The 17,759-nt window shown below is 47.4% G+C and carries 15 protein-coding genes and 5 tRNA genes; 1 reads left to right on the top strand and 19 read right to left on the bottom strand.

From position 1 onward, the window contains the following. Positions 1-32: 32 nt before the first annotated feature. From ACXAFJ_RS19965 to ACXAFJ_RS19995, 7 genes are all read right to left on the bottom strand, one after another. The gene (locus ACXAFJ_RS19965) at positions 33-1,586 is read right to left on the bottom strand and encodes an ABC transporter substrate-binding protein (RefSeq protein WP_475325910.1); all 1,554 of its coding nucleotides are present in this window, start codon (positions 1,584-1,586) and stop codon (positions 33-35) included. Between the two features lie 72 nt (positions 1,587-1,658). Beyond that, complete coding sequence (locus ACXAFJ_RS19970) at positions 1,659-3,374, bottom strand: dipeptide ABC transporter ATP-binding protein (protein ID WP_475325911.1); 1,716 nt, start codon at positions 3,372-3,374, stop codon at positions 1,659-1,661. Positions 3,375-4,647: 1,273 nt separating this feature from the next. Further along, positions 4,648-4,724: transfer RNA gene (locus tag ACXAFJ_RS19975), tRNA-Pro, on the bottom strand. A 3-nt stretch (positions 4,725-4,727) separates the two neighbouring features. Continuing rightward, a tRNA-His gene (locus tag ACXAFJ_RS19980) sits at positions 4,728-4,803 on the bottom strand. A gap of 68 nt (positions 4,804-4,871) precedes the next feature. After that, positions 4,872-4,948: transfer RNA gene (locus tag ACXAFJ_RS19985), tRNA-Pro, on the bottom strand. A gap of 83 nt (positions 4,949-5,031) precedes the next feature. Beyond that, positions 5,032-5,107 (bottom strand) — tRNA-His (locus ACXAFJ_RS19990). Between the two features lie 32 nt (positions 5,108-5,139). Then, a tRNA-Arg gene (locus tag ACXAFJ_RS19995) sits at positions 5,140-5,216 on the bottom strand. Between the two features lie 290 nt (positions 5,217-5,506). On the opposite strand from ACXAFJ_RS19995, the gene ACXAFJ_RS20000 reads away from it, so the two are divergent. Beyond that, positions 5,507-5,920: a c-type cytochrome gene (locus ACXAFJ_RS20000; protein ID WP_475325913.1), complete on the top strand. Its 414-nt coding sequence runs from the start codon at positions 5,507-5,509 to the stop codon at positions 5,918-5,920. Positions 5,921-5,988: 68 nt separating this feature from the next. On the opposite strand, the gene ACXAFJ_RS20005 is transcribed toward ACXAFJ_RS20000, so the two are convergent. The 12 genes from ACXAFJ_RS20005 to ACXAFJ_RS20060 form a co-directional block, all read right to left on the bottom strand. Continuing rightward, positions 5,989-7,659 carry an amino acid ABC transporter ATP-binding/permease protein gene (locus ACXAFJ_RS20005; protein WP_475325914.1) on the bottom strand — a complete coding sequence of 557 codons (1,671 nt, stop codon included), beginning with the start codon at positions 7,657-7,659 and terminating at the stop codon, positions 5,989-5,991. Beyond that, positions 7,653-9,227: an ATP-binding cassette domain-containing protein gene (locus ACXAFJ_RS20010; protein WP_475325915.1), complete on the bottom strand. Its 1,575-nt coding sequence runs from the start codon at positions 9,225-9,227 to the stop codon at positions 7,653-7,655. Before ACXAFJ_RS20010 ends, ACXAFJ_RS20005 begins: the two co-directional genes overlap by 7 nt. 171 nt (positions 9,228-9,398) lie before the next feature. Beyond that, positions 9,399-9,809, bottom strand: coding sequence for a YbaN family protein (locus ACXAFJ_RS20015; protein WP_475325917.1), 411 nt, complete (start codon positions 9,807-9,809; stop codon positions 9,399-9,401). Between the two features lie 23 nt (positions 9,810-9,832). After that, positions 9,833-10,381, bottom strand: a complete 549-nt coding sequence (locus tag ACXAFJ_RS20020; protein ID WP_475325918.1) for a HugZ family pyridoxamine 5'-phosphate oxidase — start codon at positions 10,379-10,381, stop codon at positions 9,833-9,835. A gap of 17 nt (positions 10,382-10,398) precedes the next feature. Further along, complete coding sequence (locus tag ACXAFJ_RS20025) at positions 10,399-11,778, bottom strand: VWA domain-containing protein (protein WP_475325919.1); 1,380 nt, start codon at positions 11,776-11,778, stop codon at positions 10,399-10,401. Continuing rightward, complete coding sequence (locus ACXAFJ_RS20030; RefSeq protein ID WP_475325921.1) at positions 11,775-12,266, bottom strand: TadE/TadG family type IV pilus assembly protein; 492 nt, start codon at positions 12,264-12,266, stop codon at positions 11,775-11,777. Before ACXAFJ_RS20030 ends, ACXAFJ_RS20025 begins: the two co-directional genes overlap by 4 nt. After that, on the bottom strand, positions 12,263-12,727 hold the full coding sequence (locus ACXAFJ_RS20035; RefSeq protein WP_475325922.1) for a TadE/TadG family type IV pilus assembly protein: 465 nt from the start codon (positions 12,725-12,727) through the stop codon (positions 12,263-12,265). Before ACXAFJ_RS20035 ends, ACXAFJ_RS20030 begins: the two co-directional genes overlap by 4 nt. Beyond that, positions 12,720-13,508, bottom strand: a complete 789-nt coding sequence (locus tag ACXAFJ_RS20040) for a tetratricopeptide repeat protein (RefSeq protein WP_475325923.1) — start codon at positions 13,506-13,508, stop codon at positions 12,720-12,722. The genes ACXAFJ_RS20035 and ACXAFJ_RS20040 overlap by 8 nt, the downstream gene beginning before the upstream one ends. Before the next feature lie 5 nt (positions 13,509-13,513). After that, entirely contained in the window at positions 13,514-14,428 is a 915-nt protein-coding gene (locus ACXAFJ_RS20045) for a type II secretion system F family protein (protein ID WP_475325925.1), read from the bottom strand. A 5-nt stretch (positions 14,429-14,433) separates the two neighbouring features. After that, on the bottom strand, positions 14,434-15,330 hold the full coding sequence (locus tag ACXAFJ_RS20050) for a type II secretion system F family protein (protein ID WP_475325926.1): 897 nt from the start codon (positions 15,328-15,330) through the stop codon (positions 14,434-14,436). Beyond that, on the bottom strand, positions 15,327-16,628 hold the full coding sequence (locus ACXAFJ_RS20055) for a CpaF family protein (RefSeq protein WP_475325927.1): 1,302 nt from the start codon (positions 16,626-16,628) through the stop codon (positions 15,327-15,329). Before ACXAFJ_RS20055 ends, ACXAFJ_RS20050 begins: the two co-directional genes overlap by 4 nt. A gap of 12 nt (positions 16,629-16,640) precedes the next feature. Continuing rightward, positions 16,641-17,756 (bottom strand): CpaE/TadZ family protein, encoded by a 1,116-nt coding sequence (locus ACXAFJ_RS20060; RefSeq protein WP_475325929.1) that lies wholly within the window; start codon positions 17,754-17,756, stop codon positions 16,641-16,643. Positions 17,757-17,759 lie beyond the last annotated feature (3 nt).

The raw sequence follows: 17,759 nt of genomic DNA on the forward strand, positions 1-17,759 counted from the left end.
GTGTCAAAGTCAGGCTTTGAAGTCATCACATATTATTTAACGACTAGGTCACCGAAGTATGGGAAGTTCATACCGTTGATGATTGGTTCGATATCTACGTTCTTCTGAGCTGCCCATGAAGGATCTTGCCAGTGTAGAGGTACGAACGCCGCTTCGTTGTAAAGAATCTCTTCAACTTTCTTCAGAGCTGCACTACGTTTTGCTAGGTCAGTCATCTGGTTAGTTTCTTCGATTAGCTTATCAACTTCAGCGTTTGAGTAGTAACCACAGTTGTACTGACCTTTACCCGTTTCAGCGTTACGAGTCATCGCTAGGAACTCAGTAAAGTTACCTGAATCCTCAGTATCTGGGTGCCAACCGATCATGAGCATGTCAGCTGCACACTTATCAAACTCTGGCCAGTACTGTGCTTTTGGCATAGTTTTTAGGTCAACTTTGATGCCAATCTTAGATAGCATTGCTGCCGTTGCTTGAGCGATTTTGTCATCGTTCACGTAACGGTTGTTAGGCGCCATCATAGATAGGTTGAAGCCGTTTTCGTAACCTGCTTCTTTCATCAATTGCTTAGCTTTCGCTAGGTCGTAACGTGGTTTTAGGTCAGGGTTGTGACCTACGAAACCAACTGGGCTTTGTTGAGCTGCTGCAGTTGCTGCACCCTTCATTACTTTCTTAGTGATACCTTCATTGTTGATCGCGTATACGATAGCTTGACGTACACGTACATCTTTCAATGCAGGGTTGCTGTTTTGGTTCAATTGGAAAGTAATTACACGTGTACCTGGCATAGTGAACAGGTCGACGTTTGACGCTTTTTCAATACGATTGTAGTCATTTGGCGCAACAGGCGCGATCATGTCTACGTCACCAGAAAGAAGCGCAGCAACACGAGTTGCGTCTTCTTTGATTGGCACTAGAGTTAGGTTTTCAACGTTACCTGGGGAATTAGTATCCCAGTAGCCATCAAAACGTTCGAACTCAACTTTAACGCCCTGCTCACGAGAAGTGATAGTGAAAGGACCAGTACCAGAAACGTTAGTCGATGCAAACGAGTTACCGTGCTTAACTAGCTCAGACTTGTCTTTACCGTCAGCTGTAGTACCTGAGTAGAACTTGCTGTCCATTGGGAACAGGTAAGTCATTACGTTTTCTACTAGTGGGTAGATACCGTCAGTTTTTACTTCAACTTTAAAGTCATCAACTTTAGTTACCGATGCGATAGGACCAAAAATGCCTTTGAAATCTGGAGAAGATTTCAAACGCTTGAACGTCCATACTACGTCGTCAGCCGTAAAGTCGTTACCAGAGTGGAACTTAACACCTTTACGTAGGCTGAAGTGCATAGTCTGGTCGTCAATACGCTCCCAAGACTCAGCCAAACGACCTTCAAATTCCATTTTTTGTGTAAAGCGTACTAGAGGATCAAATACCATGTGCGACATTTGCATTGTGCCGCCAGATAGCTGCTCTTGTGGGTCAAGTGATACTGGATCAGCATCGTAAGCTACTGTGATATCAGCAGCAGACGCGCCGAAAGCCAAGCCTGCAGCCATCAAAGCCGTAGCAATTTTGGTCTTTATGGTTTTCATTGCATAACTCCTTATGCGGGAATCCTAAATCCCTTGTGTTTTTGTGTTGTGTTTATAATGTGCCAAAGCTGCTTATGCAGATTCAGCTTCTTCTCGTAAGCCCGTAAACTCAGGCATCAAAGAAATCAGTTGTTTGGTGTACTCATGTTGTGGGTCAGTGTATAGCCGCTCCGTAGGCGCAACTTCCAGCAAGGTACCTTTTTGCATTACACCCACGCGGTCACACATCTGTCTAATCACAGGTAGATCGTGACTGATAAACAACATCGTTAGATTTAGCTCGTCCTGTAGATCTTTCAACAAGTTAAGAATCTGTGCTTGCACTGAAACATCAAGTGCTGACGTTGGCTCATCACAAATTAATAAACGCGGACGCGTAGCAAGTGCACGAGCGATAGAAATACGTTGACGCTGACCACCAGAAAACTCATGTGGATATTTAACTGCGGCCATACGACCCAGTCCTACGTGTTCTAGTAGGTCATTAACAATTTGACGAGTTTCTGCCTCGTTCTTCGTCAACTTGTGGAAGCGAATAGGCTCGGCAATGATGTCGAAAATTTTCATTCTCGGGTTCATTGACGTGTATGGGTTTTGGAACACCATCTGCATTTGACGACGCAATGGGCGGCGCTCATGCTCAGACTTCAACGACGTTAGGTCAATGCCTTCAAACGTCACCTTGCCTGAGTTAGGCGTATACAAACCGGCAATGACACGAGCAATAGTCGATTTACCAGAGCCAGACTCACCTACTAGTCCAAAGGTTTCACCTTCGTAAACATCAAAACTGACATTGTTTGATGCTTGCACGTATTCACGGCGACTTTCAAAGAATGAGTCTTTAGTGGTAAATCGTAGATTTACATTTTCAACGGTAAGCAAGTTACCTGTGTATTCACGGTGGTCTTGGCTTTGTCCCAACCAGTGGTTTTTAACATCCAAAGGCTCCATTTCGGTCGCTTCTTCGATGTAGCTCACTAGTGGGAAGCGATCAAGCTTCTTGTCTGAACGCGGCACGGCTGAAATCAAGCTGCGCGTGTATGAATGATCTGGGTCGCCCAATACTTTTGCTGTTGGACCGAACTCAACCAAGTCTCCACGGTACATAACCGCGACGCGATCAGTAACATTGGATACCACACCCATATCGTGGGTAACCAACATACAGCCGACATTTTTTTGCTTACACAGCTCACGGATCAAGCTCAGGATTTGGTCCTGAATTGATACATCAAGTGCTGTGGTAGGTTCGTCGGCAATAATTAGGTCAGGTTCACCCGCAAGCGCAATCGCGATTACTACACGCTGGCGCATACCACCAGAGAATTGATGGGGGTATTGCTTAAGACGATTTTCCGGTTGAGGGATGCCCACTTGATTCATTAGCGATAGAGCGCGTTCGTACGCTTCTTGATCGCTAACCTTCATGTTAGCGTGAATCGTTTCTTTCAGCTGCTGTTCAATCGTGAAGAGTGGGTTAAGCGAGGTCATTGGGTCTTGGAAAATAAAACCAATCTTAGAGCCACGTACAGCACGCATCTGTTCACTGTCTAAACCCGAGACTTTTTCTCCATCCAAGAACACATCGCCACTTGCAATGCGCCCTGGAGGGCTAAGTAGATCGATAACAGCGTTACCTACTGTCGATTTGCCTGCGCCGGATTCCCCTACCACACCCACAATTTCGCCTCGTTCAATATTGAACGATAAAGATTTTACTGCGGCGTGTACTCCATGACGCGATGGGTACTCGATACGAAGGTTTTTGACTTCTAAAAGAGACATTAACCAGACCTCTACTGCTTTGGCAGCTTTCTGCCCTGTCTGAACATTGATTCCATTCTTACCGAATAATCATTCCGGTAATGAGATAAGGGCATCAATTTGGCAAAAATTTCACAGAAAAGCAACAAACAGAGGATAAAAATTGGCTTTTGCGCAAATTTAAAGCAATTGATAAGAATTTATATGCACTTATAGCGAATAACACACACAAATCATCTATTAAGTAGCACACAAAAAACGTTTAATGACAGTTAGTTGCCATAAAAATCAAGCAGATAAAGCCAGAAACCAAACATTCAATAGTGAATAAATGTCAATTTTAACAAATTAAAAACACTTAAAGCTAGATTAAGCCCCATAACCCCAAACTTAGAACCAGACAAAGGACCATAATTGGAATAAATAACCATAATAATCAGCATATCTAGCACTTAAATTCGGTGGAATTTATTTTGTATTTGAAAAATAATTTCTTTAAATCATCAAGATTTCTTATCTAATGGGAGAAAAGATAAGCCGAAACAACTAGGTTTTATGTGGCTTACAGAATTAATAACTAAACGAATGAGCGATAATGAGGAGTGCAGCACATTGTGAAAAACGAGCTTAGACAGTGTAATACAAGCAGTTTTCGAGGCTTCAACTTTGGTCACAGTTCTCGACTTTGCCTAATGTATTTGGTCTGAGTAAAGCGCAGACACTAGCTAAATAGAATCGGTTGGAAGTTTTATACAGCTATTTATTATTGGTCTAACGTGATTGGTGAAGAGAAAAACCGACAAGATTGGCAGAAGGTGGAGAGACTTTCCGAACGCGGCCTCGAGAAGTGACACATTCTCAACTGACTTTCACAACACTAAAAAGTCTGCTCGTTTATGCAGGCTTTTAAATAAGCGATTGGTGAAAAGGAATTCGTACGGTTTGGCCTTCCGCACCCGACCCCAAGAAGCAAACCAGCTCTCAATCGACTTTCTAAAACATATAAAAAAGCCCTAGTTGCAAGACTAGGGCTTAGTATAGTGATCGGTGAAGAGGGATTCGTACGGGGCGGCCTTCCGCACCCGACCCAAAGAAACGAACCAGCTCTATATCGACTTTTCTAAAACAAATAAAAAAGCCCTAGTCGCAAGACTAGGGCTTAGTATAGTGGTCGGTGAAGAGGGATTCGTACGGGGCGGCCTTCCGCATCCGCCCCAAAGAAACGAACCAGCTCTCAATCGACTTTCTAACACATACAAAAAAGCCCTAGTCGCAAGACTAGGGCTTAGTATAGTGGTCGGTGAAGAGGGATTCGAACCCCCGACCCTCTGGTCCCAAACCAGATGCGCTACCAGGCTGCGCTATTCACCGACATGGGGTGGCTAACGGGACTTGAACCCGCGACAACCGGAATCACAATCCGGGGCTCTACCAACTGAGCTATAGCCACCATCAATTTTGTTTTTTTGGCTTTCGCCGTGACTTCGATTCGTATTTGAATCCAAACCACTTAAATAGTGGTCGGTGAAGAGGGATTCGAACCCCCGACCCTCTGGTCCCAAACCAGATGCGCTACCAGGCTGCGCTATTCACCGACGATTTTTTGCCGTTTTTCCAGGGCTTATACGCCATTTTCCCGTAAACGTTCACTACATAAGCACGTTTTTCGCAAAGGAAATGGGGTGGCTAACGGGACTTGAACCCGCGACAACCGGAATCACAATCCGGGGCTCTACCAACTGAGCTATAGCCACCATTGAGTATAACCGATGCATCCTCCGGGAAATGGCACGCCCGAAAGGATTTGAACCTTCGACCTTTGGCTCCGGAGGCCAACGCTCTATCCAGCTGAGCTACGGGCGCATGCCCTATCGGCGGAGTGGAATAATACGTATATCACATTTAGTCGTCTAGTTTTTTTTGTACTTTTTTTCCCGTTTGCTGCCTTTTTGGGCATCAAATGCCGATAAGTAACGTTAAATAGTTGTGATATAAAGCTTGAAGCGAACAACTTGTAGTTTCTTGCAACAAATTTAGCATATATAATCACCTATAAATATTGTTGATATAGCCGTGTTTTTTGGCTAAACATTATTCAATACACAATAACGGGCAAGCACGAACTTGCTCTTCTGGTCTTGTAAAGTGAGTTAATGGATATGTCTCGTAAACTAGTTACCCTATTGGTCGCAGCCTTAACCTTTTCCGCAACATCTTTTGCTGCCAATATTAGCCAAGAAGAATACGACGCTATCGCTGAGCGCACTAAACCGGTTGGCAGTGTCTATTTAGCAGGTGAAGAGCCTGTAGTAGAAGTTGCGACAGGTCCGCGTACTGGTGATGCCGTCTACAATACCTTTTGTTCAGCTTGTCACTCAATCGGTGTTAGCGGCGCGCCAAAAACTGGCGTAAAGGCGGATTGGGATGCACGACTTGCTGCTGGTCGTGACACAGTCAACAAGCACGCGATCGAAGGCTTCAACGCCATGCCTGCTCGCGGCACTTGTATGGACTGCTCGGATGATGAAATCATCGCAGCCATCGATTACATGATTAAAGATCTGTAAATCAAACCCTTAAAATGTGAAAAAACTCGGCTTTGGGCCGAGTTTTTTGTTTCTCATTGAATGATCGCTTAACAAGCGACCGTTTCACTCTCTAGTTCTTTGACTATTCGTCCGGCTTTTAACGTCAGTGTCTGATGCGGTCGATGGATTGTCGACTTGTGGCACACCTCAAGAATCAAGGCATTTTCGAAATAAAGAGCGAGGTTGTCGCGCAAAGTGCGCTCTGTTTGTGTATCCAAGGCACTAAAAGCCTCATCGAGTACAAACACGTTGGGCTGACGAACCAGCGCTCGCGCTAACGCTATTCTTTGCGCTTCGCCACCACTAACTCGAGCACCATTAAGTCCCAAAGGAGTGTCTAACCCCTGCTCCAACTCAGCATAAAACTCAGTCAGTTCTACAATATTTAGCACATCTACCAACTGTTTATCGCAGATGGCGTAGCCAAAACACAAGTTGTCGCGCAGCGACGTTGGCAATATCACGGGTTTTTGGGGTATGTAAGCCAGCTGAGACCACCAGCTATCCCGATTGGAACTATCAATGGAATCACCATTTACGAGCAGCTCGCCAGATTCCAGAGGCTCTATAGCGGCCAAAACTTTTAGCAGTGTGGTTTTACCGCTGCCACTCATTCCTGTGATCAGCCAATGCTGCCCTTGGTTAAATTCGAGTGATTCAATATCTAACACGGGATCACCTTCGACTGAATAACGCTTTAGGGCGCCCTGTAACCTGAGTGAACTGGATAACTCCCACTCGAAAGAAGAGTGTAAGGATTGATAGCTAGGCAATGAACGGCTGGGCTCAATCAATTCAAACACTCGACGACACGCCGGCAAGGTTTGCGGCAAGTCTTCAAATGTGCGGTTGAGCGCCAATACAGGACCAAACGCCGCCGCCAATAACACCAAAACCAACGCGAGATCATCTGGCTGGGATAGCTGATCAGTCCCCCACAATATTGCGAGTAGGACAAAGCCCATGGCGATCACGCCATCTGTCAGTACATCTTTCACACCGCTTTGTTGTGCCAACGCTTGATGAGCGTTTTGCAACTTAGCACTTTTTTCTAGTAGCGACGTTTTAAACCAATGCATACAGCGCCAGTTTTGGATCTCCTCTAAACCATTAACCGCATCGGTCAACGATTGATTAAACACCCCAAAGTCATGACGCAACTGTGCCCCTCGAACATATAGCTTTGTTAAATGCCAAAAAGGTAGAACGGCGCCCACTAACGCCAACAAGCTTGTTAACGCAATTGCCATTGCAACGCCTTGAATCTGGGCCATCAAGAACACGACGCACACCGAAACAATCACAGCGGATAAAACGGGAACCAGGGTGTGCGCATAAAATACTTCGACACGCTCGATGTCAGCCACCACTCTTGCCGTTACCTCTCCACTGGACAAATCGCGCATATTATCCGGCGCTCTCTGTTCTAACTGCCAATAGACTTGATTGCGAAGATCTTCTTGAATGGAAAATGCAGCATTGTGTCCCAATAACTGCTCAAGATATCGACATACCGCTTTAACCACGCCAATGAGCAGTAACGGCATCACCAGTTCAGACCACCAGACTATAGTTTCGCCAGCAAACAACCGTTGTGATTGATACGCCGCGACCAACAACAGCAAGATACCGCCAATCTGATTCACGACTCGGCACAATAAGGATGCGGAGAGATAGGGCCAAAAAGGACGCGCATAACAAAATAGTGTCTTTAACATCTGGCAGCCTCCACTTCGAACAACTGACCATCACGTAATGTGAGAATGCGGTCGGCACTGTGTATCAGCGCCTCAGAATGGCTGATGACTAACACGCCAGCTTCGCTTTTAAGGCTTTGAAGTTGTTGAATTACCCTTTGTTCATTTACTGTATCGAGCTGGCGTGTCGGTTCGTCGATCAAATACAGCTCTGCCCGATTTACCAAAGCGCGGGCCAGGCTCAAACGCGCCCCCTGTCCACCGGATACACTCTGGCCTCCTTCGCTGAGTGCTTCTTTGTGTTCGCTCGCCAATTCTTGATTGAGATGCAGGTTTTCCAGTATTTGTTCCAGCGTCTTTGCTGAAATATCAGCACCCAGAGTGGTATTGTCTTGCAGTGTTTGTTGAAACAAATAAGGCATTTGCTGCAGCACTCGAAATGGCGCGGCAAAGATATCACCCTGCTCTGCACTGAGGTGACCTTGAATCAATTTAAACAAGGTGGATTTGCCGCTGCCGCTCTTACCGGTCAACACCACCAGCTCACCTTTATTTATTGACAAGTTGGCTTGCTCAACAATGGAAGCGCGATTGGCATAAGCAAAGCTGACATAGCTTAGTGTTAACACGGTATCGTCGCAAGGTTTCGGATAACGCGGCGTTTCATCCAAAGCTAACGTATGTTGGATATTTTTTTGGACGTCTCGACCTAGAGCACCTGCGAAGAAAAACGCGCCCATCAGCGACAATGGTCGAATCAACTCGATACTCGCCAGAACAATAAACAACGCTTGCGCCGCGCTGATGTGTTGATGCTGAAACTGCCACAAAGCCAGTCCACTGGCGGCAATGACGGTTCCCAACGAAAACAATAAGTCGACCAACAAGATCACCAATTGATTGGTTTTAAGCAAAGACATGGTCGCTTGACGTAAGCTCTTGCCTTGCACTTCGATTCCTTGCCCCCAAAGCTTGGAATAGCCATACAATTTGAGTATCGGCAACCCATGAAGGCTTTGGGTAAATACCTCAGTCAGCGATGCCAAGTTGGATTTGTATTGCTCGCTCACTTTGGCAAAGCGTTTGAAAACCAACATTAAAATGGCAGGTATCAGCGGAATTAGTAGCAGCAGAGTCAGCCCGATGGTGAGGTCAATACAAGCAATCACCACACACACAGCCAGTGGACCAATCAAGCCGATAAAGAACTGAGGCACAAATAGGCCCCAATACAAGTCGAGGATCTCGATACCCTCACCTAATAGGTAGGTAAGACGCCCTCTCAGCTCCGGGGTAACTTGGCGAGGATTAATGCACGCCAGTTTATCCAACAGGCTGGAACGCAATTCATATTTAATGGTCGACGCCACTTCCGAAGAACATCGGCGGTGTAACCAAATTAAAACCGCGCGCAGCGCAAAGCAGCCCAGTAACGCCATCACCAAAGCAAGATAATGCTGACGAAAATCCGGTGCGAGCATTACACTCACTAGGCCATATTGAGCCACTATGGCGAGTATGACAAAAATCCCGGTCGCGACGGAATAAACCAGCCATTTGCGACAAGGTTGTGGAATAGGACCTACCATATTGGTTCTCCAAACTTGGCTTGAACCAAAACAGATAGGCGTATGAGCCGATAACTTAAACCGCACATCGTGTTGCTCCAAAAAGACAATTAGGCGGCTGATTTACTTTCTTTATAAGACCTGCTGATACATTGTCAGCAGGTTCAGTAGATGGTTTCCCACTAATGGGGACTAACTTTGAATAGACACACTGCGCCTTCTCTGCCAACGCTTCTTCCACACTGGAAAGCGATTCCAAAACGCCAATACAAACGCTTCCAGCACAATGGCAACGCCAAACCAGAACTGCAGATGAGGGTTGTCTTTCGCGGCAAAGATACCAAATAGCATCATTGACTTACCAAGCAAAAAAATGCCGAATCGATGACGTCGACTCAAACGCTGCCCCGAACCAAACGTGTTAAAAATGGGTTTAAACAACTTGTGACCTTTGAGCCAGGCCTTAAGTCTGGGGCTGGAATGAGTAAAACACAGCGCCGCAACCAAAATAAACGGAGTGGTCGGCAACAACGGCAATAAAGCCCCCAAGGTGCCAAGCCCGACAAACAACCAACCCAACCCCATCAACATGATACGACGCATACTTGATATCCTTTTAAGCGTGACTAGGCCGCTTGTTCTTCCGCTACAATTTTTGAACCGTCGGCTTCTTTGGTGTGGCCTTCTGTTAGGTGTTCTGCCATCTTCAATTCGTGATTGAGAGAAAACGCCTGACCAAAACCTTTTACGTAGTTGCCTGATACCGGAGTGAAACGATAAAAATCGAAATCTTTCATCCCGCACAGCTGCTCAATAATGTCACCAAATTTGTTCAGCATGGCGGCTTTGAGAGGCTCGGCGGCTTCTGAGTGTTTGTTGATGTGCTCGACTTGGCTTTCAATCACCAAGCGTTCGCGAGCAAACACAGTTTTGGCGCTTTCTTCCGATTCCACTAACATCAGAGACGCTTGAGGTACCGCTTGTAAGTTGCGAGCGTGTTTAGACACAGTGCTGAGTAACATCACAAAATCGTTTTCGATACGGACAAACGGCCCATAGCTTGCCAAAGGCGCACCATTGCTATCGACTGTCCCCAATTGCGCGGTTGAGAAACGCTCAATAAATGCTTCAATACGAGCGGGTAGCCGCTCAAGTTGTTCTTTGCGATATGCCATCGACTTTCTCACTTTTATTATTGTGTTAGTTCAATCTTGTCTAAGGTGTGTGCGACGTTCTGCAAAACAGTGCGAATTGTTCGGTTTGTTGCTTTGAAATACATATTGTCCGAAGCACACGCTTGCACCACGCCCGATCTGTGGTTGAAATCAATACCCACAACCTGAATCCCTTTGCGGCGCATCTCACGACACAAAGCAATTTGTTTTTTGTCGACTAAAGCCTTGTCTCCGGTGTTTTCACCATCGGTAAACAACAACATCACTTTGCGATTGGTGACATCACTGTACGCTCTTGGTAAATCTGGTTGTTGTCTATCCCACAACCCGCGCCATTCGGGTGACAACAATCGCCATGCCCACAGCACACCTTCCGCATTGTTGGTATCAAACTCGGAATACAAGGTATCCAGTGCATTGAGAAAATCTTTTTTACGAGTCATCAAGGGTTGGATTCGACTGACTCCACACGCAGGGTGATCAAACAAACCTTTGTATTGTTTTTTGTTTTCATCATAGGGCTTACGGTTTTGGGAATGATAAAAACGCGCTAACTCGGTGCCGTCGCGATACTCGCTGATATCTGGTTCTTTTACTGAATAACTCAACACGATGTCGTTGGCTTTAGGAGAGCGCTCCAATAAGCGAATCCAAGTTGGCGTGACGCCACTGGCGCGCACAACGCCGTCCGTGTGTTCCGCCAACTGTGGACAATAGGCATCACGCCCGCGTCCGGGTACGCGCTTGTCAAGAAAACTCCGCCAGCCTTGCTCAATAGCAAGCGGACGCAATCCAACAGGAAACTGCAATGACCCTTTGGTAAAAAACTGCGGATAGTGACCGATATTGATCATGCCTGTCGATGGCACAATACTGATCACCCGATTGTTGTTGCGGCGGGCGTTGGCGTAGAGTACTTCCGCGAAATCTTGTAGCGCTTTTTTAGCCTGTTCCATGGGTTTACCACTCATGGAATCGGAGACGTCTAGCATCACGACGATTTCTAAAGTCGTGCTATACACCGCCGTCTCGACATCTCGAGTTAAGACGACTTTTTCGTCAAACAAGTCTTGGCTCATACTCAAGCTTTCCGCATCCACTTTGCCTTGTACGCGAGCATGTGCCGTTTTGTTGCCCTTTACGATATTGACATTCACATCCGCTAGCCTAGTACTGTCAGGCGGTGTATTGCCTTTGCTTACCTCAAACGAGTCCCGCTGGGCAAAGTCACTGTCCGACGCGGAATACAGCGCAGCGTCACCTATTCCCAGCAGTTTGCTTTGCGCTGACGCACTGACGATGACTACTACGGCAAAACTAACAAACGCCAAAATGCCGGAAAGAAACAATAACGCCGCCAGCGACAAAGCGCCGTTTTGATTGTGTTTGGTCGTCATCCGTTGGTTTCCCGAATGATTTGCATGGTGAATCGCTCCGATGGCCACAACGACCAAATGGCATTTGAGCGAATCTCTGAACTTGGCTGAAAACACAAGCGTACGCCGACTAAACTAGCAATCCCCAGCTGAGGCCAACGAAACGTTCCCGGGCAATTGCCATGTCTTAATAGTTCTATGGTTTGCTGTGATTCCGCATCGTGCAGCGACACCACCATGCTTGCCTTACCGTCAACAATCTTGCTCAGGCTTTGGTCGGCGTAGTCGACAAAAAACGGTAACTGGTCAATATTGTTGTCGCGAGTCAGAATGCGGCGCTTACCCACCATCTCGACGATGTTTTGCGTGAGGTTAGTAACTCGCAGTTCAACGCGCACAATGCGCAGCAGTTCGTTACTGGCGACCAAAATCATCAGCATTACGGGAATAATAATTGCGAATTCGATACTGACGGCGCCACGCTGATGTAAAAAAGAGTAGCGCTTCATTTTAGTAGTAGGTCCCGTGACAAAATCAGCGTGCTGCTCAAGGTTTGTGTTCGCTGCTCGACCAATTCCATAGGAATAAAACTAAATTCGGTATCCAAACTGGCGGTCACCCGAAACACTGGATCAGACGGACGGAAAATTTCCGTTCCCGTCTCATCTTTTGTGTTCGCACCAACCATGGTTTCCAATGAGTCAAAACGTTCAATTTTGACTGACACCTGATCCAAATAGCCGTAACCATGCTTTTTAATCAATGCTTTGATTCGCTCAGCTGACTCAGATTGCTCCGTTTCATGCTGCACGGTTGCCAAGCTACGTAAGGTTTGTCTGAGCCCATGATCCAGTAGCCCAAACTGCAAATGAATTCGCGCGACATCAAATGTCATCAATACCACGGCCAAAAATGCGGGCAGTAGTAAGGCCATTTCTAAGGACACCGAGCCTCGACAACGTTTAGTCATGGGACACCTGAAGGCGAGTGGCGAGCAATCGCATATCACGTTCAACTTCGCTGACTGGTAGATGGCGCGCCAAAATGTCTCGTGCTTGATCAAACTTGCCTTCAGCGATCAACAACATGGCAAAGTTAAGCTCAACTTTGACCGGCCAGTTTTGATAACTGAGCAAAGGTGTAAATGCTTGTCTGGCTTTTGCCGTGTCACCCTGCAATAGCCAGCTCAAGGCTAAGTTACTGCGATAGTCCGGATTATCTGGCTGCCACAAGATGGCATTAGAAAATGCATGTTGCGCGGCTGCGACATCCGTTTCCAACAGAGAGACGCCTAAACCATTTGAAAGCAGCGCCTGTTGCTCGGGTGACTGAGCGGCTTGCAGCCCGTCTTGATACACTTGCACCGCTTGTGCATTGCGGTTGGCGTTTAACAAAAAACGTCCTAGGTACGTGGCAACCTCAACCGCAACCTCAGAATCGGTCGGCTCCAATTCAGCTAAGCGCTGAATCGCCGTTTCTTTTTTACCGAGCGCGTATTGGCTGCGTGCCCACATCAACTGGGCATGGTGATCGCTGCTATCAATATCCACTAACTGCTGATACTGCTTTAATGCTTTATCAAACTGCCCGTAATCAAACGACGCTTGCGCCAAGGTCCGGATGTTGTCTTGACTGTGTTGTTTGACTTTATGGCTTGTGGTGCAAGCCGATAACGCCAGCACGGCTAACGACATCAATACAACGCGAACTAAAGTGGCTAACTGTTGTGCGGAGAAACCCACACGGCTCATTCTGGTCATCGTAAACTATCTAACAGTAGGTTCATGGTTGGTGCGATGATCAGCACCATCAGGGGCAGCATGATAAAAGCCATCTGGATCAGAGTGATGCGGCCGGGCAATTTACCAGCTTGCTCTTGCAGGTTCATTTTGCGCATTTGTCTGGCATCGCTGCTTATACTGCGCATCGTTTCGGCAAGTGGTGAGCCGTAACGCTGCGCCAGCGCTAAGGTGTTGGCCAATCGCTCCAACTCTTCCGACCCCGTGCGCCACGCTAGTTTTTTCAAGCACTCAGCCGCGTCACCCATCACTTGTATTTCTGAATGAGTACGCAAAAACTGAGCGGATAATGTTGGCTCTACGTCGTGTAAGTACTCACCTACTTTTTGCAGAGAACGTTCCAGCGAGAGTCCCGCTTCAATACTGATCACCATAAGGTCGATGGCATCGGGCACCACTTCTTGTTGCGCGGCCTTTTTTTGCCCCGCTCGTTTCTTCAACCAATATTCCGGTAAATTCGAGCCGAGAACATAAGCCACCAACACCATCGCAAGGGTAGCGAAGTCGAAGCTTTCACCTTTAAACCATTGCCAAGCTGCCAGCGCCAACATGCTACCAACACCCAACAACAGCTTAGCGCCGCGCACTCGTTCCACACTGCGTTTAGCACGCACCCCCGCTTGTTCCACCAATTGCGCTAAGCGAACCGACTCTTTTTCAGACACGGGATACGCCAGACCTAATGTGGCAAAAAAGTCGCGGTCGTTTTGCTCAATCGATCGCGCGGTGTCGCTTGAGATATGCCGATAACGCTGGCTTTGTCTATGCCAGCTTTGTTTTTGCTCTTCGGCGCCAAGTATCATCATCAGCACTGCTAACACCACCAAAAACAGCGCGACAAACAACAAAATTAAGTCAGGGGATAGGTTCATCACGGTTACCCTCTAAGCTGTGTCATGCGGCGAATAATCACCAATCCCAACAAGACACTGGCAATGACATACGCCATGACCAATTGACCACCGCTTGAGGTCATCAAAAAATCAAAGTGTTCGCGACCGGTACTAAATAGAACTAAACACACCAACACAGGTAATGCGGCTAACACCTTGGCCGAGTTTCGCGATTCTGAGGTAATGGTTTGAATACTGGCGGCCAGTTCTGCGCGAGCGCGAAGGGTGTGACCCAAGCGTTCTAATACACCAGTCAATCGTCCCCCGGTCTCTTGCTGCAAACTCAGCACTATGGTTAAAAATCGAAATTCAGCAATTGGCATTCTTGACGACGCTTGAGACATAACATCAGACAGGGTTTGCCCAACTTTGAGCTCATCGTGCATGCGCTTAAAAACGCGGGACGCGACACCAGATTGCTGCATCGCCATCTCATCCAAGACATCCACCATGGGCGCACCCACTCGCAGGGCGCGAATTAATCCGTCTATGATGTCGGGAAGTTGATCGCGAAAGGCGTCCATGGCCTTTTGCTGTAATTGCGCATAGCCAAACACTAAGAGCAGAACAATACTGGTGGTGGACAAGGAGATAGCGACTAATGGCGTCATGCTATTGGCAATGAGTACACCCGGTGCCACGACAAGTGCTGCCGCTGAAAACGTTGCCCACTTGCGAATTTGAGCGGGAGAAGCGAAGGTTTGCAGGTTTTGAAACCACGCCCAATGCTCCCAAAATTGCACGTCTTTTTCGTCTTGTTTTTGGGTTTGATACGCATAACGACTAAGCTGTTTTTGCCACGCTTCCCGTTGACGCTCGTAGCGCCAAACTGCGGCGATAATCAACACGCCAATCGCAACACTCACCAATAGCACTGTCATAGCGCCTGCTCCACTGCAGCAACCAATTGCTGCTGCTGACCAAAATGGGCGGCTTTGTGCTGAAGCTCTTCCGACACCGAAAACGCGCGATAGTCGCCTTGAATCTGCGTGGCATCCGCATAAGAAAGCTCAAACTTAAACACAGGGCTCAATATTATGTGCTCGCCATCAACACCCACCACTTCACTGATCGCAGTGATGCGGCGCTGGCCGTCACGCATTCGCTCTAACTGCACCACCAAATCAATGGCACTGACAATTTGACTGCGAATAATGGTGTCCGAAAGGCGCTCGCCACCCATTTGCAACATATTGGTCAAACGAACTATGGCATCTTCTGGGTTGTTGGCATGCAGTGTACACAAGGAACCATCGTGACCAGTATTCATGGCTTGCAACATGTCGAACGCTTCTGCGCCGCGTACTTCACCCAACACAATACGATCTGGTCGCATCCGCAGGGCGTTTTTTACTAGATCACGAACTGTGACTTCGCCGTTGCCTTCAGTACTGGCGTTACGGGTTTCCAAAGGAACCCAATGCGGCTGAGCTAAACGTAGCTCCGCGGCATCTTCGATAGTCAAAATCCGTTCATCGTCACTGATGTGTCGACTTAACGCATTTAACAAGGTGGTTTTACCCGATCCAGTACCGCCGGAAACCAAGATGTTGCTGCGGCAATAAGTGGCAATGGCTAAGAAATCTGCCATAGGCTGAGACAAACTGGCGTTTTGCACTAAGTTACTCAGCATGAGTTTACTTTCCGGAAATTTTCGGATTGAGATACAGGTCCCGTGCAATGCCAGTGGTGGAGCTATCACGTTAACGCGGCTACCGTCGGCGAGTCTGGCGTCCACCATAGGGTTGGACTCATCCACGCGGCGACCTAGCGCATTCACGATACGCTGTGCCACGTTCAATACGTGCTTTTTATCGCGAAAACGAATATTGGTTTTTTCTAGCTTACCTCTGCGCTCAACATAGATGGTGTCTGGACCATTCACCAAAATATCCGATACTTCGGGGTCTTCGAGTAGTGGTTGGATCGGACCAATGCCGACCATTTCATCCACTTGCTGCTGAGCTAGAACCGCCAGCTCTTGCGCGTTGTACGGCAATAGTTTTTTCGCCGACACGGCAGCCAATGCCTCTTTGACTCTCGGCAATAACTCATCGCGTGAAAGTGAGGCGGAGACCGAAGGGTCAACCAACTCATAGAATGCGCTTTTAGCTTCATCCGACATAGAAAACAGCTTGTTGGAGCGGCTATCCGACATCTTCATCTGTGTGTTAAACATCATTTAACCCAACTACTCCACCGAACCGACAACAAAGGTGGCCAGCTTAGTTAGCTTTTTACCTAGCTTGCTGCTTTGTAAGACCAGCGGTTTGCCCAAAGCTTCAGATTTAGCAAGGCCTTTACTATCAAACGGCAGTTCAAAGCTGATGCTACTTTCTAGTGCTTTTTCAAACTCGGCTTTGGGTGCGCGACCTTTGTTATCTCGGCTTTGATTCGCCACCACAAGCAGACGTTGTCTGGTTGTAACTAACTGGGACTGCAGTTTTTTTATCATGCGTAAACTGCTTAAACTGTAGTCGGTCACCAGGAGACAGATATCCGCTTGCTGCACCAACTCAAGGTTTGCGCTCTGAGTCAGGTTTGGGATATCCAAAGTGACGGTACCGTAATGCTCGGCCAACGCGGTGATGCATTGAGATAATTGTGCTTCTTGGTCTGAGTTCAAAAACTGGTTTTCATCATAAAACGCATGCAAACGCGGACTGATTTCTTGGCTACTGTGCGCCAGTAATGTGGCATCAATTCGGTTGGCATCGCCAATCAACTTTTTAAGGTGAGGCTCGTAGTCCGCCCCCAATAAAATTGGGTGCTGACTGTGGTACAAATTGAGATCCAAAAGCGCCACATGCTGCTTTTGTTTTTCGGCAAAACAAAATGCCAAATTGCTGGCAATGGTACTGACTCCCAATCCACCGCCTGTGCCGACAACAGCGACCACTTTGCCTTTGCGGATGGGTGCATTCACTGAGTGCCCTTGCAAATGCATGATGCTCAGGCGCATTGCATCCACATCAAGCGGTTTACTGTGGTAATCGCCGACACCGGCGAACATTAAGCTGCGATACAGAGCAACATCACTTTGCTCACCCAATACAATCAACTGGGTCGTAGGAGACAAATAGTTGGCCAAGCGTCGCAATTGCCCTTCTAGGTTGACGCAGTTCCCGGCATCAACAATCAAAATTTCTGGCGCGCTATTTTTGCCGCACCATTCGATGACTTTGTCCAAATCACCTTTTTTTACTTCGATATGTTGGGGAGCAAGGCTATCTGCCAACTGTGCTAATCGCTGTTGGGTTTCAACATCAGCGGCAAATCCGACCAAGGAAATGAGGTTATCAGACATCCG

The organism is Vibrio sp. ABH4_348, assembly GCF_056159765.1.

Excerpts from the sequence above, each read along its gene's own strand:
- ACXAFJ_RS19965 (WP_475325910.1), bottom strand. The coding sequence starts at position 1,586 with ATGAAAACCATAAAGACCAAAATTGCTACGGCTTTGATGGCTGCAGGC.
- ACXAFJ_RS19970 (WP_475325911.1), bottom strand. The coding sequence starts at position 3,374 with ATGTCTCTTTTAGAAGTCAAAAACCTTCGTATCGAGTACCCATCGCGT.
- ACXAFJ_RS20000 (WP_475325913.1), top strand. The coding sequence starts at position 5,507 with ATGGATATGTCTCGTAAACTAGTTACCCTATTGGTCGCAGCCTTAACC.
- ACXAFJ_RS20005 (WP_475325914.1), bottom strand. The coding sequence starts at position 7,659 with ATGTTAAAGACACTATTTTGTTATGCGCGTCCTTTTTGGCCCTATCTC.
- ACXAFJ_RS20010 (WP_475325915.1), bottom strand. The coding sequence starts at position 9,227 with ATGGTAGGTCCTATTCCACAACCTTGTCGCAAATGGCTGGTTTATTCC.
- ACXAFJ_RS20015 (WP_475325917.1), bottom strand. The coding sequence starts at position 9,809 with ATGCGTCGTATCATGTTGATGGGGTTGGGTTGGTTGTTTGTCGGGCTT.
- ACXAFJ_RS20020 (WP_475325918.1), bottom strand. The coding sequence starts at position 10,381 with ATGGCATATCGCAAAGAACAACTTGAGCGGCTACCCGCTCGTATTGAA.
- ACXAFJ_RS20025 (WP_475325919.1), bottom strand. The coding sequence starts at position 11,778 with ATGACGACCAAACACAATCAAAACGGCGCTTTGTCGCTGGCGGCGTTA.
- ACXAFJ_RS20030 (WP_475325921.1), bottom strand. The coding sequence starts at position 12,266 with ATGAAGCGCTACTCTTTTTTACATCAGCGTGGCGCCGTCAGTATCGAA.
- ACXAFJ_RS20035 (WP_475325922.1), bottom strand. The coding sequence starts at position 12,727 with ATGACTAAACGTTGTCGAGGCTCGGTGTCCTTAGAAATGGCCTTACTA.
- ACXAFJ_RS20040 (WP_475325923.1), bottom strand. The coding sequence starts at position 13,508 with ATGAGCCGTGTGGGTTTCTCCGCACAACAGTTAGCCACTTTAGTTCGC.
- ACXAFJ_RS20045 (WP_475325925.1), bottom strand. The coding sequence starts at position 14,428 with ATGAACCTATCCCCTGACTTAATTTTGTTGTTTGTCGCGCTGTTTTTG.
- ACXAFJ_RS20050 (WP_475325926.1), bottom strand. The coding sequence starts at position 15,330 with ATGACAGTGCTATTGGTGAGTGTTGCGATTGGCGTGTTGATTATCGCC.
- ACXAFJ_RS20055 (WP_475325927.1), bottom strand. The coding sequence starts at position 16,628 with ATGTTTAACACACAGATGAAGATGTCGGATAGCCGCTCCAACAAGCTG.
- ACXAFJ_RS20060 (WP_475325929.1), bottom strand. The coding sequence starts at position 17,756 with ATGTCTGATAACCTCATTTCCTTGGTCGGATTTGCCGCTGATGTTGAA.